We start from the raw sequence: 21,249 nt of genomic DNA on the forward strand, positions 1-21,249 counted from the left end.
AAATATGAGGTGGTTAAATGAGAAATGAGCAAGTGAAGAATGCAGGGAAAGAAAAAAAGTTATGTCTTTGTATGATTGTTAAAAACGAGTCTAGAATTATGGAAAGATGTTTAAATGCTACGAAATCAATTGTAGATTTTGTCTCTATTTGTGATACTGGATCAACTGATCATACACCTGAAATTATTGAAAATTGGTGTAAAGAAAATGAAATCCCTGGAACAGTTCATCATGAACCATTTAAAAACTTTGGTTATAACAGAAGTTTAGCTGTTTCATTGGCACAAAAAACATATCCAGAAGCAGATTATTTATTAATATTAGATGCAGATATGATATTAGAAGTTGATCCCGAATTTGATAAGACGAGTTTAACGGAAGATCATTATCTTACATTGCAATATGATATTCATATTAAGTATTGGCTTACACGCCTTTTAAAAGCTTCTTTACCATGGAAATCTGTCGGTGTTACTCATGAGTATTGGGATATAGATCGTTCAAAAGTTGGAGCGAATTACAGTACGAGAGTAGCTAGGCTAGAGACGCTTGTCGTTAACGATCCTGGGGATGGTGGTAGTAAAGCCGATAAATTTGAAAGAGATGAGAGGTTGTTGTTACAAGGAATAAACGACCCAGAAACAACGCCAGACTTGCATATAAGATATTTATTTTATTTAGCCCAAACTTATTTTCATTTAAGTCAATTTGAAGATTCGATTAAATGGTATAAAAAACGAGTGGAAGCAGGCGGATGGGTTGAAGAGGTATTCTATTCGTTATTGCGAATAGGATTTTGTTATGAACAACTAGCAACTCGTTCAGCAAATAAACAACTTGAAGTAACAGAAGCGGATGAAAAAGAAAATGCTAAGAAACAAGAAGAGCAATATACAGCATTAGCTGTTCTTTATTTTCAAAAAGCGTGGGAATATAGACCAACTAGGGCTGAGCCATTATATCAACTTGCAAGAATGTATCGATTAAAATCTCAAAATAATATTGCTTTGATGTATGCCCTGCAAGGGAAGGAAATTCCTTTTCCGAAAAATGATCTTCTATTTGTAGATTATCATGTGTATGATTACTTATTTGACTATGAGATTTCTATAAATGCTTTTTATATACCACATAAAAAGCATTTAGGTGCAGTGTCACAAAAATTTTTGGAATCGAAAAAAGATGAGTTACCGTTGCATATAGCAAATATGGTAGAAAGTAATGCGAAATTTTATTAAATACAATTTCGGTTAAAGGAGTAGTGGAGTAATAATGGAATTAATACGATGGGCGCTAGAACTAGGGGAATCTGTGCATGGAAATACGTATGAAGAATTGATGCCACTACTAGACTATTATTATGATCGTGATCATTTAAAAGCGTATTGTATCGCAAATCTTCTTTTAAACATGGATGTATCAGATGAACATCGGGAAAGAATCGAATTAAGAAGATGCATCGCTGCTTATTATGCTGGATTATATAAAGTAGCAAGAAAACATGCAAATGATCTTTTACTGAAATATCCGGATGTGGATTTATATAAAAATAATTTAAGACTAATGGAAGCTTATTTGAATAAAGAATATGATTATTCTCTGTTTATATGCCCAAAGACGTATGGTAGTTTTATAGATGTTGCGCGAGCTTTAAAGTGGCGGTTGGAGCAGGAGGGAAATACAGCAATTATATCAGAAACAATACTGGAAAATGTAAAGAATACAGTTGTTTTTGGAGCACATACATACGCATATAACCCAAACCTTCTTCCGAAAGATGCAATTATTTATAATTTAGAACAGCTATACGAAGGAAGTCCATATGCGCACCCCCTTTATTTAATATTATTAAAAGATAGAGTGATTTGGGATTATAGTAAACAAAATATAGAATGGCTTAAACAAAAAGGGGTAGGAAAAGAAATAAAACATGTAGAAATGAACTATGCTCCAACTTTGGAAATAAAAAAAGATGCATTTGAAGATGAGATTACGGAAGACATTGATATACTGTTTATAGGTGCTCTTAACCCAAGGCGGCAAGCTATATTCGATCAATTAAAAGCAGTTGCCCCGAATTTAAATATAGTTTTTAAAAATAATGCGTGGGGAATTGTTAGAAATGAATTGATTGCTAGAGCTAAAATTATATTAAATATTCATTTTTACTTATCGGGCATCCTTGAAACTCCTCGCGTTTCTTATGCAGTGGCAAATAAGAAATTTATTATTTCGGAAAATAGTAACCCAGAGGACGAAATAGAGTGGCCGGGAATTGTATTTACTCCGTATGAAAAAATAATTGAAAACGTAATGAAATATATAGAATTACCAGAAGAACGGAAAAGATTAGCGGAAAAAGCATATAACCATTTTAAAGCAAATGAAAGTTTAGGTACATTGAGCATGAGAGATGAAACAAAGTAATTGTACGAAACTCATACGAAAGTATGAGTTCTTTTTTGTTTATCATACTATTTTATGAAACAAGTTAACTCTTTATATTGTGTTTTGTATAGAAATTTCTGATAATATATAAGTAGAAATTGAAAACAAAGGGGAGAAATAATCATGAAACTAGTTGTTATTAACGGTACACCAAGAAAATTTGGTAGAACTCGCGTGGTGGCAAAATATATTGCGGATCAATTTGAAGGGGAATTATATGATTTAGCAATTGAGGAGTTACCTTTATACAATGGAGAAGAGTCACAACGTGATTTAGAGGCAGTGAAAAAATTAAAAACGTTAGTGAAAGCTGCGGATGGGGTTGTATTATGTACACCAGAATATCATAATGCGATGAGCGGTGCGCTGAAAAACTCTTTAGATTACTTAAGTAGTAATGAATTTATTCATAAACCAGTTGCTTTGTTAGCGGTTGCTGGTGGCGGTAAAGGTGGAATAAATGCATTAAACAGCATGCGAACGGTCGCTAGAGGTGTTTATGCAAATGCAATTCCAAAACAAGTTGTTCTTGATGGATTACATGTGCAAGATGGTGAACTTGGGGAAGATGCAAAACCATTAATTCATGATGTAGTTAAAGAATTGAAAGCATATATGAGCGTATATAAAGAGGTGAAAAAGCAACTAGGAGTTGAGTGATATGTCATCTATTTATAAAGATTCACGCTTGTATTTCATTCTAGGGGCCAATAGTCTATCAGCTATTGGTTCCGGTATTGTAATGATAACGATTCCATGGTTGTTAATTAAAGAGAGTGGAGGAGAGACAACGTTTGGTTATGTTTCCATCATCTCAACACTGATTATGTTTTTGTTAACTCCGTTTATCGGGCAAAGTATTGATCGTTTTTCAAGAAAATCTTTATTATTATGTAATGAAGGTATTGGGATAGCCGTAATCGGAATAATGGTTATATGGGGATTTGCTGGGCAATCCTATCATTCTATTCATTATATTCTTATTTATATAGCGGGCTCTTTTTACTATCTATTATTTTATCCTACAATTTTTGCGTTCAACCAAGAAATTTTTCAAGCAGAACATTATAAAAGTTTAAGTGGAACGATGGAAATACAAGGACAGTTAACACAAGTTATTTCAGGAGCAGCCGCGAGCTTTCTAATTGAAGTTGTGTCTTTGAAGTGGATATTGTTAGTAGATATGTTAACTTTTGCAGGAGCATTTTTGCTGTTTTTATGTATACCGTATGTCAAGAAAAAAGAGATTAAAAAGAAAATAACATTTAAGAAGCAATTGTTCGAAGGAATTCACTTTATGAAAAACCGTCCTAAGCTCTTTTGGTTCTTACTTGCCACTTATATGCCGTTTATAGGTGTCATGATGGCAAATTATTTAATACCAGTTTATATTTCGGATATACTTAAAGCTAATGCCTCTGTATACGCGATAGAGGGAATGATGTACGGTGTTGGAGCTGTTGTTGCAGGAATCTGTATTCCACTCATAATGAAATATGTCAAAACAGAAGTTTCAATCGTTATGACGATGTGCATTTATGTAATTTCAATTACCGCAATGATTATTGAACCTTCCGTAATGTTGTTATATGGACTAGCGATTTTTCATGCGATTGGAAATGCGGGGACAAGAGTGGCGAGAAATGTATTGATGATGGAGGAAATTCCAAACGAAGTAATGGGACGTGTAGACAGCTTATTTCGATTAATTGGTACAGGGATACGAATCGTATTATTAATGCTGTTTACAGCTGGTGTATCTAAAGCTGGGGTAATGCTCCCGTTTTACGTATTAAGCTGTATATTGATCTTCTCATTAGGAATCGCTATTTATTATGTACTATCACAACGTAAAGTAGCGGCGAATGTTTCTAATAAATCAATCGTTTGAAAAAACACTTCTGCCTCCCTTTCTTTTTTTATATAATAAAAAGAAAGGGAGCGAAAACTTATTTATGAACAAATGGATATTACTTATCATCTTATTATTACCACCACTATACATTCTTTATATGACCTTTCGAATGAAGAAAGTTGCTCGTGAAAAGTTGAGCCATCACTCTCCGTACCTTCTTATACTGGGTGCAAAGTTATTTGGTGATAGACCGTCTTTATCTCTTCAAAATCGTTTAGATGTAGCGCTGGAATATTTATATTCTCATCCTGAGGTAAAAGTAATTGTTTCAGGCGGCCAAGGGGAAGATGAAGATATACCGGAAGCTCATAGTATGAGGAACTATTTAATGGTACATGGTATAGATGAGAGTCGTATTTTAATAGAAGATCAATCTACAAATACGTATGAGAATGTAAAGTTTAGTATAGATTTATATGATGTGAAACATGCGGTAGTTGTAAGCAATACGTATCATTTATATCGAACGAAAATAATTGCAAAACGTTTAGGAATGAAGATGGAGGCATTAGCTGCTGAAACACCAATACGTTCTAAGAGAAAAATGTATGTACGTGAATATGTAGCAATAATGAAAACAATATTGTTCGACCGTTAGGGCTCAAATTTGAGCTCTTTTTTTGTAGAATAATGCGTATCATTTGAAATGAATTCCATATTCCATCAAAATAAAGGAAACAACGATAAAGGAGTTGTATTTGTGATTCAGTTTAATCAAGTGTCAAAATCATATGAAGATGGCACAAAAGCAGTGGATTCATTGCATTTAGAAATTAAAAAGGGAGAATTTTTTGTTCTCATTGGTCCGAGTGGTTGCGGGAAAACAACGACAATGAAAATGATTAATCGTTTAATTGAAACGACAGAAGGCTCAATTTTAATCGATGGAAAAGATATTCAAGAATACAATATTAATGAATTACGATGGGATATAGGGTACGTGTTGCAGCAAATCGCTTTGTTCCCTCATATGACAATTGCTGAAAATGTTGCAGTTGTTCCTGAAATGAGAAAGTGGAGCAAAGAAAAAATAAAAGCTCGTGTCGATGAGTTGCTCCAGATGGTCGGGCTAGATCCAGACGTATATCGCGATCGCATGCCTGATGAATTATCAGGAGGACAAAAACAACGTGTAGGTGTCGTGCGGGCATTAGCCGCAAACCCGAAAATCGTTCTTATGGATGAACCATTTAGTGCGCTAGATCCATTAAGTAGAGAACAGCTTCAGAAGGATATCGTACAATTGCAAAAGAAGATTCAAAAAACAATTGTATTTGTAACACATGATATGCAAGAAGCATTATCACTTGGAGATCGCATTTGTGTTATGAAAGAAGGAAAAGTTGTTCAATTAGATACGCCAGAAGGAATTATACATAACCCAAAAAATGAATTTGTAGAAGAGTTCATTGGAAATCGTGGGCGACCTTGGTATGAGGGGAAAAGTATAGAAGATGTATTGCCACTTGATGAAAGTATGCGGATAGAAGGAGAGGCACTATCATTACATTCTTCTTTACAAGAAGCATTAGTTCGTCTGCGAGCTGATGAAGTCGTTCCAGTTGAAGAAAATGGTCGATATGTTGGAGCTTTAACGAGTCGTCATATTGTCAATTATATTGTTGAACAAATGAAGGAAAGAGGCTAAACAGTGACTGATTTTATACAAACGTTTCAAGAACGAAAAATAGAATTACTAACTGCATTAAGTGAGCATTTACAAATATCGCTTATTTCATTATTTTTTGCAGTAATTATTGCGGTACCGCTTGGCATTTTATTAACGAGAAAAGAGCGAATGGCTGAATTTATAATAGGAACTTCTGCAGTAATGCAGACGGTGCCATCACTTGCATTACTCGGACTATTAATTCCGTTAGTAGGAATCGGAAAAATCCCGGCCGTTATTGCATTAGTTGTGTATGCACTATTACCTATTTTACGCAATACATATACAGGAATACGGGAGTTAGATGAATCTTTAATCGAAGCAGCGAAAGCTATGGGGATGAATAGTTGGAGAAGACTGTGGAAGGTAGAGCTTCCTCTTGCATTACCAATTATTATGGCCGGTATTCGTACGGCAATGGTATTAATTGTTGGAACGGCTACATTAGCAGCTCTTATAGGTGCTGGTGGGCTTGGTAAACTCATATTGCTTGGTATCGATCGGAATGATCATGCGCTTATCATTTTAGGGGCCGTACCAGCCGCGTTACTTGCTTTATTCTTTGATATAGTACTTCGGGTGCTTGAGAGTCCAAAACGTTCGTCTAAGCGTGTTATATTGACGATATGTATTGTTTGTATAATGGTTGCTTCTCCATTTCTTTGGAATACAGAAAAGAAAGATATTGTTATTGCGGGCAAACTTGGATCAGAACCTGAAATTTTAATTCAAATGTATAAGCAGCTTATTGAACAAGATACCGATTTACATGTACAATTAAAACCAGGTCTTGGAAAAACATCATTTGTATTCGAAGCATTGAAATCAGGGGAAGTAGATATATACCCTGAGTTTTCGGGAACAGCTTTATCTACATTCGTGAAAGAAGAGCCAAAAAGTACAAATCGGAATGAAGTATATGAGCAGGCTCGCGTTGGAATGGAAAAGAAATATAGTATGGTTATGTTGAAACCAATGGAGTATAACAATACATATGCACTAGCTATGCCGAAAAAAATAGCAGATCAAAAGAATATAAGTACAATTTCTGATTTAGGAAATATTGCACAGGATGCTAAAGTAGGGTTCACATTAGAATTTGCTGATCGTGAAGACGGTTATAAAGGAATGCAAAAAATATATAACTATAAGTTCTCGAATGTTAAAACGATGGAACCGAAATTACGTTACAGTGCAATTCAATCAGGGGATGTTAATGTAATCGATGCATATTCAACAGATAGTGAATTGGAACAGTACGGACTTAAAGTGTTAAAAGATGATAAAGGGTTATTCCCACCATATCAAGGTGCACCGTTATTAAGAAAAGAGACATTACAAAAATATCCTGAACTTGAAAAAGTATTAAATAAATTATCTGGAAAAATTACAGATGAAGAAATGCGAAAAATGAATTATGAAGTAAATGTGAATGGTAAAAGTAGTGAAGAAGTCGCAAAACAATTTTTACAAAAAGAGAATTTACTTCGTTAAATTTACAAAAAATATACAAATTCATATGTATGAAATGACCGTTCATTATAAAATGAACGGTTTTTTTGTGCATACTTATACATTTTTTCAAAAAAGTATTCCATTTTTCTTCATTTTCTTTTAGAATAAGTAATGTTTTCCTGAAAAAATATAAGAGAAGCGTCTATTAGAGAAAAAGGTGACTTTAATAGTTGAACGAACATAACACCTAGAATGACAGATGGGGTGGTACAAATAGAAAAGAAGTTAGGATTTTTTCCATTAATTGCATTAGTAGTCGGAACAATGGTTGGTGGCGGTGTTTTTAGTTTACCGCATGATTTAGCAGTAGGAGCAAATAGCGGCTCTATCATAATTGGCTGGTGTATTACAGCGATGGGAATGATTCCACTCGCGCTCGTATATCAAACGTTAGCAAGAAAGAAACCAGAGCTTGAGGGCGGGATTTATAGTTATGCACGTGCTGGTTTCGGTGAATATATCGGATTTAACAGTGCTTGGGGATACTGGTTAGCAGGAATTTTAGGAAACGTTGCAACAATCATGTTACTGTTTAGTACATTAGGTTATTTCTTCCCCATTTTTAAAGGTGGAAATAGTGTTGCGTCTATCGTAGGAGCATCACTTTTATTATGGACACTTCATTTTCTAATTTTATTTGGCATTCGTGAAGCATCTATTATGAATGTGATTGCAACAATAGGGAAATTGGTACCAATCGTATTATTTATTGTTGTAATGGTAACAGCGTTTCGCTGGGATACATTTACACATGATTTTTGGGGAGAAGGAACTATTTCAGTTTCCTCTATACTTGGTCAAGTGAAGAATACAATGCTTGTAACTCTTTGGGTTTTCATCGGGGTTGAAGGAGCGGTAGTATTATCTGGAAGAGCGAAAAATAGTCGAGACGTCGGTAAAGCGACAGTATTAGGACTTATTTTAGTAATGTCTATTTATATTTTAATTTCTGTCTTGTCAATGGGAGCGATGACAAGAGGAGAACTTTCTGTTTTAGAAACGCCGTCAATGGGACATGTATTAGAACATGTTGTTGGGACGTGGGGCGCAGTAGCGATTAACATCGGGTTAGTTGCTTCACTTGTAGGTACATTAATAGGTTGGTTTTTACTTGTTTCTGAAATTTCCCATGTAGCAGGAAAAGATGGCGTGTTTCCGAAAGTCTTTACGAAAACAAATAAAAAACAAACACCGCATATGGCATTATGGATCTCAAATGGCGTTGCCCAAGTTATATTTATAATCGTTCTGTTTTCAGAGTCAACATATCAAATTATGTATTTCATAGCGTCAACATCAATTTTAGTACCATATTTATTATCAGCGTTATTCCAATTCAAATTAGTGATTACAAATGAACTAAAAGATGCAAAAGTGAAAAATGGTTCGCTAGCTTTAATTGCTTCACTTTACTCTATATGGCTTATTTATGCAGCTGGTTTGAAGAATTTATTGCTCGTTTCAATCGTATACGGAATTGGGATCATTGTTTATGTGTACGCAAGAAAAGAAAAAGGAAATCGTTGTTTTACTCGTATAGAGAGATATGTAATGTGGGCAATTGTCGTAGCAGCTGTTACATCTCTTTATATGTTATTGACTGGAAATATAAAAATGTAAAAGTCCTTTTCATTTAAAGGGCTTTTTTCTTTGTCTATAGAATATTTAATACATAAGATATTCAGGAGGGATGAAAATGGAAGGAAAAGAACAGTTGAACAGAATTATTGATTTAGCGAGTGAAGTAAGGAAAGTGTTAGTGCAAGAATCTTTTTTTAATCATCATCCTGAACTGCGAGGAGTGATTGAAAATTTAGCGAGTGCGGTAGAGAATTTGGCGGAATTACAGCAACATAAAGATGAAAACGCTGAAGATCGTTTACGATATGTACTTGCTAAAATGAAAATTGCTCATAATGCCATCTTACAAGAGAAAAACGCATTTCCATCTCATTAATATACGATTTCATTTTGAACCTGGCGGATAACGTCAGGTTTTTTGTTTCTAGTTTTGCGTTTCTTTCATACACTAAGAATAGTATGAAAAAAAGAAGGTGACGAAGGTGAAATTACATAAAGCTCTTCAGCCAAGTTTTATAAAACGAATGTACTATATGAGGTTTATTGGGAAGTTTACAAAAGCAGAGAGTGAGAAGAGTGGAGAGAATTTCTTTGTACAATGCCTATCGCCAATACCATTCACATTGCAAGAGCAATTGAAAAATGAACCATATGTATTTGAAGGTTTATGTAGCAATAAAAAGAATGAAAAAGTCTTTTCGGAATTAAAGAAAAGAAAACTAGAAAAGCAATTGATTATGTTTCGTCTCTATTATGAAAGAGGACATATATACGTGGAGTTAATTTGTACAGAAGAAGCGCGAGAAATAGCAAACGGTTATAAAATGATTCCAGTACCTAAAGTTTCCGATTATAAAAAGGGAGAGTCTTTAGAAAGAAAACTTAGTAATGGTTATTTGTCATTTCTAATGCCAAAATATCCGAAAGACTTTGAGCCCCCTGAGTTATTGTGGCATGAGGGAAGGTTATATGGAAATATATCTTTAAAGTCATCGTCAATTAGTTCAATCGCATATTTTGAACAGCAGCGGGAATGTAAGTATATAGAACTTAATGACTGGATGAAGTATGTAGAAATAGCGGTAGAAGATCAATTATATTTTGTAAGCAATCATGTGTATGAGCAATTAAAAAAACGAATAACTGAAGAAGGTAAGCTTGTAGAGGTAGAGGAAATAAAAGTGCAAAAGGATGAATGGGAATGGGATGAGCGTGAATCCGTCTTTTTACAGTATGTGAAAAGTTTTGTACGTAATAAAGGGCTATATCTGGATGAAACAGATATTTATAACTTTCATATAAGTACAAAAACAAATATGTTGACGATTCTGGGGGGGATACCAGGTGCTGGAAAATCACGTTTTGTGCAAGCTTATGCAGAAGCACTTGGATTACAATACGGGGAAGAATTGGTTTGGATCCCGATTTCATCATCATATCAAGAACCACATGATTTACTTGGTTACCTTCATCCAAATGGTACTTTTATTGAAAGTGAAACAAAATTAGTTAGGGCGTTAATGAAGGCAAAAGAAAATCAAAATCAGCTGTATATAATCGTTTTTGATGAAATGAATATGTCACATATTGAGCATTGGTTTACTCCATTTCTATCTGTTCTTCAACTTGAAAAACAAAATCGTATTTTAAATATATATGAAGGTGTGCAAGAAAAAGAAAATTCAATTCCGCCAACAATTGAAATTGGAGAAAATATTATATTTGTTGGTACTGTGAATTTTGATGAAACAACGAAGGAGCTCTCAGATCGATTATTAGATCGGACGAATGTAATAACTTTACGAAAGATTCCGTTTTGTGAGATGTGTATGGAGCAAGAGAAAGTTGTATTACAACCACCTCTGAAAGTAACTGCAGGAGAATTTCGCATAAATTGGGTCAGGAATAAAACGATGATTGAGGTGTTTTCTGAAGAAGAGTTAGAGCTATTAGATAAGTTACATGGTGTATTGTCATCACACGATACGTCAAAGGGAATTTCTTTTCGATGTGCAAATGCAATTGCTACTTATTTGCAAAATATACCGTTCCAAAATAATCATTCTTATATGATTAGTAGAGAGGAAGGATTTGATTTACAAATAAAGCAACGTGTATTGACGAAAATAAGAGGGACTGAAATGATGGTTGGGTCTTTACTTTCAGAGGAAGTAAAAAGGGGGGCAACATTAGTACCTCTTTTGCAATCTCCACTTGCAAACAGAGTATCTACATTTGAACACTCTTTAGCATATATAAGAGAAAAGCGTAGAGAACTGGAGTTGTATGGTTATGCAAAATGATGGGCGATACGAAACAGAAATCGTTGATACGAAAGAAATGCTTCCTTTTGTATTAAAGTTAATTATTGGAACGGAGTCAAAAGGAGAATATATTTTATTAAATCGTCTTTGTACCTCTGCAACAGCATTAGCTCAATGTATTTATAAAGTGCAAGAATTAAAACCAATTAGATTGCAATACCATTATGAAAATCCAATGAATATTACTTTTATATGGAATAAAGTATATGAGGGACAGAAAAATATAAAAGAGACAAAATATGAAATAAATGAAAAAAAACAAAAGGTATTAATATATGAACATGGAAAAACGGAATTCTTTTATCCATGGCGTTGTGGTTTATATCATTTTGAAGTGAATATAGAAGATCGAACGTATTATGGCGCTTTTCAAGTCGTCCCCAAAAATTTTTTTGATGATCAATTTGAAATGATTCAAAACTATGTGAAGTCAATTTTAAATGAGTTGATTTTAGATAGAGGTTATTATAAAAAGACTTTCTCTGCACTTAGCGATATTGAAGATTCTTCTTATCTAGTGTTACTTAGAAAGTTGCCGCAAAAAATGAAAAAGATAAAGCAAATTTTTAAGAAAATAGAATCGAGTTCAAAATTTATACATGAATATAAATGGGAAGAAAAGGAGCGGAAAGTAACGAGGAAAGGAGCGGTAGTGGCGGAAAGAAAACCGTACGCAAAATATTATAATCGTAAGTTTATCGAACAAAAAAATAGTATAGAAAATGCATTTCTTAAATTTAAAGCGATGCAATTTTATCTTTATTTACTTGAAGCCGAAAGTTTTTTGCGTCAAACAATTGAAATATTAGAAAGAGAAAAAAAGAAGAAATCAGAAGAATTTCAAGCTGTAAAAACGATTATACAAACAATTGAGCGTAATGGATCAGTGACCGATAGAGAGAAACAAAAATATAAAAATATACATTTACTAAAAGAGGCGGATTTACGAAAAAGTTCTATGAAGATACAAGAATATAAAATTTTAGCGCATTTCGTACATGATAGTGTACAATACTTTCAAACTTTAATGCATTCTCCATTTTGGAGAGAAGTTTCTGAAACGGGTAGAATGAACGCACATAATTTACCGATACCACATCAACAATTACTACAGCATTTAGATTTACTCCCACAATATACAGATCAATCTCCATCTTTATTATTTGTTTATAAACCAACTTTTTTAGTGTATGAATATTACGCTTTTTTTATCGTTATTTCCATGTTAGAGCAAATTGGTTTTGAAGCTAGAAATTCCATTCGTGAACAAATACAAGAACATTTTTATGTAGATGGATTACAAGATGGAACGACAGTAGTTTTACATCGAGATGATATGAAAGTCCATGTCGCATTTAATGATTTAATTGAGACAAATCCTCTTATTGCATTAAGTAAAGGGAGTAATTTTTATAATGGAGAAGATACGAAGAAGCCAGATATTCGATTAGACTGTTATGTAAAGGGGGAAGAGAAATACGTCTATCAATCTTCTATTATTATTGAAGTGAAGTATAGCCCAATGTACAATATTTTTCAGCACGTTGGGAATACGAAAGCAACTGAGCAAATGTATAAGTACTGGTCTATAAAATTTGTAGAAGAACAGGATGGAAAGCGAGTCTATCATCGAAGGGCCATTTATGAAGTCATTTGTGTATATCCAGGAAGTCATATGCATAGTAAAAAAATTGAGTCTGGTTGTGGTATCTTCTTACAATTATATCCATATAAAACAAAGCAAGGGGAAGAGAAATTAGCTGGAAAACATGGAATGGTACAAATTTTTGAGAAGTGGTTAAAAAGCATGAAGAAGTAAAAGAAATCCTTTTTTATAAAGGATTTCTTTAGATTAAGAAGAATTATATGCAGTAGGGGAGACGGCTTCATACGATATGAATTTGCAAGTAATATAAATATATTGTGAGAAGGATGGTACATGAGGGATAAGAGATGATTATGATGGAATTTAATTCGTTTTGCAGAATATAATAAGTCATAAATATTTTTAGTTGCATACGAAGATTTGTTCTTATATGATAGATAGTGAAAGCGTTATCAAAAACAGAGCGGCGATGGGAAAGGCGGGGAAATATGTTCCAGCGTGTTCAAACAAAGGAAGAACATTTTTGGTTCGAGCAACTATGGGGAGATTTTTGTGAAGAAAGAAACTTAATGTTCGTAGAACGTAATTTAAATCCATCACGATTTTTATTAATAGAAGATGAACATCATATCGGTACAGTAGAATGTATGAAGTATACGGTACCAGAACAATCAAATTCTGAGTTTTTCTATCCGTTTTCTAAAAATGATTTAGTGAAAGATTTGCAAAATGTATATGAAATAGGCAAGTTAAGTATTGCGAAAACGTCTCGTGGGAGAGGACACTTCAAAAGACTAACAGCTATTTTATTTATGCATGCATTAGAAACAAAAGCAGAATGGTATATCGCAGCGGTTACAAAAAGAATGTATATGTATTTATTAACACTCGGTTTCCCAATTGAACCGATAGATAAGCCATTTCAATTTCATGATACTTTACAAGGTGTACCAGTACGAATTCATGCCCGAAAAGGGGCTACGCATTTGTATTCTTTAAAAGAATTTCGAGATGTAATTCAAGGAAATGCCCATGCACAGGCATTAATCGCAGAATACAGTAAGAATATTATGTTAACCAAATAAAACGAAATGAATATGTATAATAAAGAGAATGCGATTTTAAAATGAAATTATTCTTCATGAAAAAGACCCTTATTATTTTAATAAGGGTCTAAAAATTATAATCCAAATATACTAAAAATCATTTTACGGCGCTTCGGTTTCTTTTCACGTTCATATATTGGCTTTGTATCGGGAGTAATATAGATTGGTTCTTCTTTCTTGAGGGTAGCTTCTAGTTTTTGAATTCGCTCTAACATTTCCTCCATTTCACGGCGATGTTGTAAAAGTTGGTACGTAACAACATCATTTGCCTTATCTTGCATTTGTTCTTCCATTCGATCTAGTCTTCTCGTAATTGTGTTTAATTGAGCGGTTAATTGCTCAAAATCATGTGATGATATGTTTTGAACAATTGTATTTACTTGAGTTTTCAATTCTTCAACATCATTTGATGATGTTTTTTGAGTAGGGTGAGTGTTTTGGGACTTCTCTATTTGTGAAAGATGGTATTCTAACATTTGGTCTAAATCATCTTGTGTAAAAATAAAGTGACCATATTTATTTTTTTCTATAGTAAGATTTAATTGTTGTGCAATCCGGACAACAGCCTTTGGGCTAACACCTAATTTTTTTGCGATAAATGGTGTTTTATATTCCAAAATAATCCCTCCTATATATATCCTGTTGAATGATTTCGATCTATGAAGTAAGTTCCCTTCCAGTGTGACAAAAGAAGTGTGGAATCGGCAAAGAAAGTGTTTTTTCACGAAATGAAGCTAGGAAGAATATATCGTGAATATAAAAGTTTTTATCTTGAAATTTAGAATCATTTGACTGAGGGAAATGAATTAGATTATCATAATGATAAATATCTTTTTTATGTATGCATATAATATATAAAAAGGTGGTTGCTAATGTAGAATTTTGTTAGAGTATTAGAATGCTTACTTCACTTGAATAAAATTAAGTAGGAGGTGGCTTCCTTGCTTACAATGTAAGTAAGGAAAAGTATTTGGACATATATAGTATAAGTATAGTGATTGTTTTAATTGCCTTAACGGCATTTTTCGTTGCAGCAGAATTTGCAATTGTTAAAGTGCGAAGTTCAAGAATTGACTATTTAATTGCAGAAGGAAATAATCGCGCAACATCTGTCAAAACAGTCATTACAAACTTAGACGAATATTTATCTGCTTGTCAGCTAGGAATAACAGTTACAGCACTGGGAATTGGGTGGTTCGGTAAACCTGCGTTAAAGCAAATGTTTGACACATTTTTTGTGAATTTGAACATTTCTACTCAACTAGCAGATATTTTTGCTGTAATTTTAGTGTTTTTGTTTATTACATTTTTGCATGTTGTAATAGGGGAATTGGCTCCAAAAACATTTGCGATTCAAAAAGCTGAACAGGTGAGTTTATTTGTTGCTAAACCGTTAACTTTCTTTTATCGTATGGCGTTTCCATTTATTTGGCTATTAAATGGATCAGCCCGAATAATTACGAAGTTGCTAGGGCTGAAACCACCGAAAGGGCACGATGAAGTTCATTCAGAAGAAGAATTACGGTTATTAGTTTCAGAAAGTTACAAAAATGGAGAGATTAATCAGTCTGAATATAAATATGTAAATAAAATCTTTGAATTTGATGATCGTATAGCAAAAGAGATAATGGTACCCCGAACTGAGATGCATATTATAAGTAAAGAAATGCTTGCTGAAGAAGCGTTGCAAAAAATGTCTCGGGAAAAATATACGAGATATCCAGTTGTTGATGGCGACAAAGATCACGTAATAGGCTTTGTGAATTTTAAAGATATTTTCACAGATTTTGTGCAGCATAATGCGGTTAGTAATAAGAAAGTAGAGCAATATATTAGGCCGATTATTTTAGTTATCGACTCTATCCCAATACACGACTTATTTTTAAAAATGCAAAAAGAAAGAACACATATTGCTATATTGATAGATGAATATGGTGGTACGTCTGGACTTGTTACTGTTGAAGACATTTTAGAAGAAATAGTTGGAGATATTCAAGATGAGTTTGATACAGATGAACAGCCAGAAATTCAACAAGTTAGTGAAACGAAAACAATACTAGAGGGAAAAGTACTTGTTAGTGAAGTAAATACGTTATTAGGTTTAACGATTGATGATAATGGTGTTGACACAATAGGTGGATGGATTTTAACGAAGAATATAGAAATTGCCGAAGAGGATTTCATTGAAATCGAAAATTATAAGTTTTGCGTAAAAGAATTAGATGGACACTATATAAAGAGACTAGAAGTTACAAAAACTGTAGAATCAATTGTTATTTTAGAAGATGAAAAACAAATTTCATTACAAGAACAAATTAGTTCGTAGACTCTGCTAGATGGCAGAGTTTTTTTTGAGCATAATGTTTTTGGCAGAATAAGGGCTATGTTACAATGAAATAAGTCAGACCTTTCACTAGGTGAAGTATTGTTGTATACATATATTTGAAAGGGGAAGAATTATGAAAAAGCATTTATATATAAATGGAGATTGGAAGTCTGTAAACACGTATAAACCATTATACGCACCATACTCTGAAGAAACATTAGCGGAAATTGCGCAAGGAACGGAAGAAGATGTAAAAGAGGCTGTTACTGCCGCAAAAAATGCAATGAAAGAAATGAATACATTATCTGCATATGATCGAGCGACTATTTTAGAGAAAGTCGCACAAAAAATGGATGAAAGAAGAGAAGAATTTGCAGAAATTATTGCAAAAGAGGCTGCAAAACCAATACGTGCTGCAAGGGGGGAAGTAGATCGTACCGTTCAGACATACAAATTTGCAGCTGAAGAAGCGAAGCGTATATACGGTGAGACACTGCCACTTGATGCGGCACCTGGTGCAGATGGGCGTATTGCATACACAATACGAAAACCGATTGGGGTTATAGGAGCTATTACACCATTTAATTTTCCATTAAATTTAGTGGCACATAAAGTGGGCCCCGCAATTGCTGCTGGAAATACAGTTGTATTAAAACCAGCTGATCAAACGCCTCTATCATCTTATGCATTAGTTGAACTATTTGAAGAAGCAGGATTGCCAAAAGGGGCTTTAAATATTGTTTCTGGTCCTGGTTCAACTGTAGGCGAAGCAATAGTTACAAATGATGATGTTGCTTCCATTACTTTTACGGGAAGTCCGAAAGTTGGACTTGGAATTAAGGCAAAGGCTGGGTTAAAGCGAGTTACGTTAGAACTAGGATCGAATGCCGCTGTTATTATTGATGAAGATGTTGAATTAACAGATGAATTAATTGAACGAGTAAAATGGGGAGCATTTGTTAATAATGGACAAGTTTGTATTTCGGTACAACGCGTTTTTGTACATGAAGAGAGAATGGATGAATTTTTATCTAAGTTACAGAAAGCGATGGAAACAGTTGTTGTTGGTGATCCGTTGCTTGAGGAAACGGATGTATCAGCTTTAATTTCGAAAAAAGATGTCGAGCGTATCGATAACTGGGTGCAAGAAGCAGTTAAAGAAGGAGCGAACGTTTTGTATGGTGGTAACAAACGTGATGAAAGGATTTTTGAACCAACTGTATTAACGAATGTTCCAGAGCATGTATCTGTACAGTGCCAAGAAGTGTTCGGTCCACTTATGACAGTAAATACATTTAAAGAATTTGATGAGGCTATAGAGCAAGTAAATCATTCACGTTACGGTCTACAGGCAGGTGTATTTACAAATAATTTGTTTAAAGCTATGCGTGCAATTGATGAGCTTGAAGTTGGTGGTGTCATGATAAATGATATTCCAACGTTCAGAGTAGACCATATGCCTTACGGGGGTGTGAAAGAAAGTGGTACGGGGCGTGAAGGAATTAAATATGCAATCGAAGAAATGACAGAAATGAAATTAGTGTGTATTAAAAAATAAAGGAACTAGAACTTAAACATCGAAAAAAACGAGTAGGAAATGTTTACGATTCCATACTCGTTTTTTTTTGTTTATTTGACGTTTCTTAGAATGATTTCATTTAATCAAGTGTACCTTTTACTTCATTTCTTGTTTGAAAATAGCATCTTCTACATAAATTTGTTCTTTGTCGACAGCAGTGCTATGAGATAATACTAAACCGATTGGTGTTTCTGTACCTTTATTTTGAACAATTGTAAAAGGAACATTTTTTTCGTTCGCTAATTTAATGTATTTTGATAAATGTGGGTAAGCAATGCCACCATTTAGGAATATTTGTAATGATTGAGAAGAGCGCATGCTACTAGCTACTTCAGAATATACATTACTTTGCATTACTTGACCGATAGTTAAAGCGATTTCTACACGCTCACGTAATGTAGTTAAATACATATTACGTTCTTCTGGTTTGTTTTGCTTTTGGCCGTAAATGCCTTCTTGGAGATAATCTTCCACATTTTTATTTACCATATTTTTCACACCTTTCCTTTTCTATTGTACGAAAGAATGAAGCAGGATGCAAAAAAAGTCGCATCGAATATAAAAAATTTGAATGAAAGGAAGGAAAATGGAATGTAACAATCTAAACAATTAATAAAGTTATAAAAATTTTATCAACACATATTAACAAAATGTGACAATAATCTATTAACGAATCATGTTTTTTGTGTTAATATTCAAAATATAAAGGGTGTTCGTCGCATGGAAATGGAGGAATGGAGGTTTTTCCAATCGATAAGGATATTAAAGAAGTATTTTGTTCGCACTTGAAAAACAACAGGCACCAATTCGTTGAGAACTGGAAAAACAAAATGATAATTTCCGATAAAGATCCATTTAGACTAGAAGCAGTTCAAAATGGAGAGGATTTATTAGAGTTTATTATTGAACTTACTATGGAAGAAAAAGATATAAATTATCTTCAGCCATTATGCGAGAAAATTGCTATTGAACGTGCAGGAGCAGATGCGAATATAGGTGATTTTGTTTATAATGCAAATGTAGGAAGAAATGAGCTTTTCGAAGCGATGTGTGAATTAGATGTTAGTGCACGTGAATTGAAACCAATTATGGCCCAAATACATACTTGTTTTGACAAATTAATTTATTACACTGTTTTAAAATACTCGGAAATTATATCAAGAAATTTAGAGGAAAAACAGCAATATATTAACGAAACACATAAAGAAAGGCTGACGATTTTAGGGCAAATGTCAGCTAGTTTTGTACATGAATTTCGTAATCGGCTTACTTCCATTATGGGGTTTGTCAAATTATTAAAGGCAGACCATCCTAGTTTATCGTATTTAGATATTATTTCTCATGAATTAGACCAATTGAATTTTCGTATTTCGCAATTTTTGCTCGTATCGAAAAAAGAAATGTGGACTGAATCTGAACGATTTTGGCTAAATGACTTGTTTCAAGACATAATACAGTTCTTATATCCAAGTTTGGTTAATGCAAATGTTTCGATTGAAAAGAATTTGCCATATCCAATTCCGCTTACTGGTTATCGGAGTGAAGTGAGACAAGTATTTTTAAATATATTAATGAACTCAATTGACGCTCTTGAATCCATGAAGGAAGAACGAAAAATTATCATTGATGTATTTGAAGAAGATCAATCGATTCGAATCGTAATAAAAAATAACGGGCCAATGATTCCAGCTGAAAATGTAGAAACGATTTTTGAACCATTTGTAACTACTAAAAAGTTAGGAACTGGTATTGGGTTATTTGTATGTAAACAAATTGTAGAAAAACATAATGGGTCCATCATGTGTCGTTCAGATAACGATTGGACAGAATTTCAAATTGCATTTCAAAAATAAACAGTCTACACCAAATAAATGGTGTAGACTGTTTTAATTCGTAAGTATAACGGCTTCTAATTTAGGGTCTTTCGATGAATAACCTAAAATTGAAATTGTATAAATAATGTTTGGTTCGACTTTGAAATCCGGTATAGTTAGCAAGACATTTTGATTATCTGCGAGTGAAACTTCAATATCCGCTGTACCAGGGCTAACTTCTAAAAAATCTGTTATTTGTTTAAAGAGTACATTTTCAAATAAATGATCGCCACCTTTTAAACTTACATTTACAACAGGGGTATCGGGAGAAAAGTGCGCAAAGCGTATTTTTGCCTGGCCTGCTGGTAAATGAGTATTATCAAGCATAGGTTGTAATTGTAGATGATTATCACTATTTATTGCGGCAAAAGTATAAGTGTGATTTCCCATTATTGGTACTAAAGCTGAAAAGATGGGCGTTTCATTTCCAACAGGAACGATATCTATTCGGTACTTACCTTGTACTAATGTTAAATAAGGACTAAATTGTTTAAATGAAATATTTTTAATAACCTTTTGCCCGTTTACTAAAATGTCAACGGCAGGTGTATTTGAAGCAGAGTGAAAAAATCTTATGTGCGATGGTAAAGCAGCTTCTTGTGAATTTCTTTTTTCGTATGCCTGTACAAGATTCGTAAGCGCATCATAATATTTCATATATAGTTCTACATATTTTTTTGGATTATGAAATTGATAGTAACGAGCGAGCTGTTCGTAACGTGCAGCTTCTTGTCCATATTTTTCGATTTCAGATTGAGACATGAACATTCCTCCTTTGTCATCATTAAAACTATATGCTTAGCAAGAATGAGGTTATGCGAAAAAATTGTTTTTTAAAGGAGAAAGGTTGAAAATTAATAATAAGTATTTTTTAAGGATAAGTTAAGTTTAGGTGAACGAGAGTTATAATTTTCTAGAGGATACAAAAATATATCATCCATATTGGCTGAGGAAGTGTGTATTTCGAAATGAAAAATTTGAGAGCATAACACGTGACATGTCGAAACCATGTCCTAAAACGCTTAGGAAACTAGGGATTTTTTTAATTATGGGCAAATACACATACAAAGTAATAATTGTCCTACATAAATTATAAAGGAAAGGTAGTTTGAAATTAAGGAAAGGAATGAAACGTTGGGATGGGGATATCCCGCAAGGAATTGCGAATGGAGTTATGGACGGTTTTGTGCTTTATACTGTAGGATGAATTGTGATTTTGTAATACTATTGTTTCTATTTATGTTAGCAAGTGACGGTATTAACTGATAAAAGAGCGTCGTGCCGAACTGATTAATGTGGTTAATCG

At 33.6% G+C, this 21,249-nt stretch carries 18 protein-coding genes; 15 read left to right on the forward strand and 3 right to left on the reverse strand.

What is annotated here, in order from left to right:
• Positions 1-17 precede the first annotated feature (17 nt).
• The 12 genes from NLJ82_RS10980 to NLJ82_RS11035 all read left to right on the forward strand — a co-directional run bounded on the left by NLJ82_RS10980 (position 18) and on the right by NLJ82_RS11035 (position 14,143).
• Positions 18-1,238 (forward strand): tetratricopeptide repeat-containing glycosyltransferase, encoded by a 1,221-nt coding sequence (locus NLJ82_RS10980; protein ID WP_001243409.1) that lies wholly within the window; start codon positions 18-20, stop codon positions 1,236-1,238.
• A 34-nt stretch (positions 1,239-1,272) separates the two neighbouring features.
• Positions 1,273-2,427 carry a CgeB family protein gene (locus tag NLJ82_RS10985; RefSeq protein ID WP_000420441.1) on the forward strand — a complete coding sequence of 385 codons (1,155 nt, stop codon included), beginning with the start codon at positions 1,273-1,275 and terminating at the stop codon, positions 2,425-2,427.
• Between the two features lie 144 nt (positions 2,428-2,571).
• The gene (locus NLJ82_RS10990) at positions 2,572-3,108 is read left to right on the forward strand and encodes an NADPH-dependent FMN reductase (RefSeq protein ID WP_000780354.1); all 537 of its coding nucleotides are present in this window, start codon (positions 2,572-2,574) and stop codon (positions 3,106-3,108) included.
• 1 nt (position 3,109) lies between these two features.
• Positions 3,110-4,339 (forward strand): MFS transporter, encoded by a 1,230-nt coding sequence (locus NLJ82_RS10995; RefSeq protein WP_000095357.1) that lies wholly within the window; start codon positions 3,110-3,112, stop codon positions 4,337-4,339.
• A 64-nt stretch (positions 4,340-4,403) separates the two neighbouring features.
• Complete coding sequence (locus tag NLJ82_RS11000; RefSeq protein ID WP_012644391.1) at positions 4,404-4,961, forward strand: YdcF family protein; 558 nt, start codon at positions 4,404-4,406, stop codon at positions 4,959-4,961.
• Positions 4,962-5,063: 102 nt separating this feature from the next.
• Positions 5,064-6,011 (forward strand): ABC transporter ATP-binding protein, encoded by a 948-nt coding sequence (locus NLJ82_RS11005; protein ID WP_000614094.1) that lies wholly within the window; start codon positions 5,064-5,066, stop codon positions 6,009-6,011.
• A 3-nt stretch (positions 6,012-6,014) separates the two neighbouring features.
• Positions 6,015-7,526 carry an ABC transporter permease/substrate-binding protein gene (locus tag NLJ82_RS11010; RefSeq protein ID WP_000129128.1) on the forward strand — a complete coding sequence of 504 codons (1,512 nt, stop codon included), beginning with the start codon at positions 6,015-6,017 and terminating at the stop codon, positions 7,524-7,526.
• A gap of 213 nt (positions 7,527-7,739) precedes the next feature.
• Positions 7,740-9,167 (forward strand): arginine-ornithine antiporter, encoded by a 1,428-nt coding sequence (arcD, locus tag NLJ82_RS11015; RefSeq protein WP_000129462.1) that lies wholly within the window; start codon positions 7,740-7,742, stop codon positions 9,165-9,167.
• 76 nt (positions 9,168-9,243) lie between these two features.
• On the forward strand, positions 9,244-9,504 hold the full coding sequence (locus NLJ82_RS11020) for a hypothetical protein (RefSeq protein WP_000398575.1): 261 nt from the start codon (positions 9,244-9,246) through the stop codon (positions 9,502-9,504).
• A gap of 106 nt (positions 9,505-9,610) precedes the next feature.
• A complete protein-coding gene (locus tag NLJ82_RS11025) occupies positions 9,611-11,431 on the forward strand; it encodes a DUF8727 domain-containing protein (RefSeq protein WP_000766184.1) in 1,821 nt (606 codons plus the stop codon).
• Positions 11,421-13,271 (forward strand): hypothetical protein, encoded by a 1,851-nt coding sequence (locus NLJ82_RS11030; protein WP_001178629.1) that lies wholly within the window; start codon positions 11,421-11,423, stop codon positions 13,269-13,271. Before NLJ82_RS11025 ends, NLJ82_RS11030 begins: the two co-directional genes overlap by 11 nt.
• A gap of 275 nt (positions 13,272-13,546) precedes the next feature.
• Entirely contained in the window at positions 13,547-14,143 is a 597-nt protein-coding gene (locus NLJ82_RS11035; protein ID WP_000487805.1) for a hypothetical protein, read from the forward strand.
• Between the two features lie 95 nt (positions 14,144-14,238).
• Here the strand turns inward: NLJ82_RS11035 and racA are convergent, their stop codons facing one another.
• The gene (gene racA, locus NLJ82_RS11040; RefSeq protein ID WP_000456007.1) at positions 14,239-14,781 is read right to left on the reverse strand and encodes a chromosome-anchoring protein RacA; all 543 of its coding nucleotides are present in this window, start codon (positions 14,779-14,781) and stop codon (positions 14,239-14,241) included.
• Between the two features lie 353 nt (positions 14,782-15,134).
• On the opposite strand from racA, the gene NLJ82_RS11045 reads away from it, so the two are divergent.
• Together NLJ82_RS11045 and NLJ82_RS11050 are read left to right on the forward strand one after the other, a co-directional pair.
• Positions 15,135-16,490 (forward strand): hemolysin family protein, encoded by a 1,356-nt coding sequence (locus NLJ82_RS11045; protein WP_012644394.1) that lies wholly within the window; start codon positions 15,135-15,137, stop codon positions 16,488-16,490.
• 133 nt (positions 16,491-16,623) lie between these two features.
• Entirely contained in the window at positions 16,624-18,048 is a 1,425-nt protein-coding gene (locus NLJ82_RS11050; protein ID WP_088296477.1) for an aldehyde dehydrogenase family protein, read from the forward strand.
• Between the two features lie 117 nt (positions 18,049-18,165).
• Here the strand turns inward: NLJ82_RS11050 and NLJ82_RS11055 are convergent, their stop codons facing one another.
• On the reverse strand, positions 18,166-18,558 hold the full coding sequence (locus NLJ82_RS11055) for a YueI family protein (protein WP_000247572.1): 393 nt from the start codon (positions 18,556-18,558) through the stop codon (positions 18,166-18,168).
• 245 nt (positions 18,559-18,803) lie between these two features.
• Between NLJ82_RS11055 and NLJ82_RS11060 the strand changes: the two genes are divergently transcribed.
• Positions 18,804-19,922, forward strand: coding sequence for a BA2291 family sporulation histidine kinase (locus tag NLJ82_RS11060; protein WP_254754666.1), 1,119 nt, complete (start codon positions 18,804-18,806; stop codon positions 19,920-19,922).
• A gap of 33 nt (positions 19,923-19,955) precedes the next feature.
• Here the strand turns inward: NLJ82_RS11060 and NLJ82_RS11065 are convergent, their stop codons facing one another.
• Positions 19,956-20,705 (reverse strand): DUF4397 domain-containing protein, encoded by a 750-nt coding sequence (locus tag NLJ82_RS11065; protein WP_000083264.1) that lies wholly within the window; start codon positions 20,703-20,705, stop codon positions 19,956-19,958.
• Between the last annotated feature and the right edge of the window lie 544 nt (positions 20,706-21,249).

Origin of the sequence: Bacillus paranthracis, from assembly GCF_024296885.1 — a bacterium.
Taxonomy (GTDB): domain Bacteria; phylum Bacillota; class Bacilli; order Bacillales; family Bacillaceae_G; genus Bacillus_A; species Bacillus_A paranthracis.

What these genes read in the sequence shown, in the direction of transcription:
- NLJ82_RS10980 (WP_001243409.1), top strand. Translation starts at nt 18, where the DNA reads ATGAGAAATGAGCAAGTGAAGAATGCAGGGAAAGAAAAAAAGTTATGT.
- NLJ82_RS10985 (WP_000420441.1), top strand. Translation starts at nt 1,273, where the DNA reads ATGGAATTAATACGATGGGCGCTAGAACTAGGGGAATCTGTGCATGGA.
- NLJ82_RS10990 (WP_000780354.1), top strand. Translation starts at nt 2,572, where the DNA reads ATGAAACTAGTTGTTATTAACGGTACACCAAGAAAATTTGGTAGAACT.
- NLJ82_RS10995 (WP_000095357.1), top strand. Translation starts at nt 3,110, where the DNA reads ATGTCATCTATTTATAAAGATTCACGCTTGTATTTCATTCTAGGGGCC.
- NLJ82_RS11000 (WP_012644391.1), top strand. Translation starts at nt 4,404, where the DNA reads ATGAACAAATGGATATTACTTATCATCTTATTATTACCACCACTATAC.
- arcD (WP_000129462.1), top strand. Translation starts at nt 7,740, where the DNA reads ATGACAGATGGGGTGGTACAAATAGAAAAGAAGTTAGGATTTTTTCCA.
- NLJ82_RS11020 (WP_000398575.1), top strand. Translation starts at nt 9,244, where the DNA reads ATGGAAGGAAAAGAACAGTTGAACAGAATTATTGATTTAGCGAGTGAA.
- NLJ82_RS11030 (WP_001178629.1), top strand. Translation starts at nt 11,421, where the DNA reads ATGCAAAATGATGGGCGATACGAAACAGAAATCGTTGATACGAAAGAA.
- NLJ82_RS11035 (WP_000487805.1), top strand. Translation starts at nt 13,547, where the DNA reads ATGTTCCAGCGTGTTCAAACAAAGGAAGAACATTTTTGGTTCGAGCAA.
- NLJ82_RS11050 (WP_088296477.1), top strand. Translation starts at nt 16,624, where the DNA reads ATGAAAAAGCATTTATATATAAATGGAGATTGGAAGTCTGTAAACACG.
- NLJ82_RS11055 (WP_000247572.1), bottom strand. Translation starts at nt 18,558, where the DNA reads ATGGTAAATAAAAATGTGGAAGATTATCTCCAAGAAGGCATTTACGGC.
- NLJ82_RS11060 (WP_254754666.1), top strand. Translation starts at nt 18,804, where the DNA reads ATGGAGGTTTTTCCAATCGATAAGGATATTAAAGAAGTATTTTGTTCG.
- NLJ82_RS11065 (WP_000083264.1), bottom strand. Translation starts at nt 20,705, where the DNA reads ATGTCTCAATCTGAAATCGAAAAATATGGACAAGAAGCTGCACGTTAC.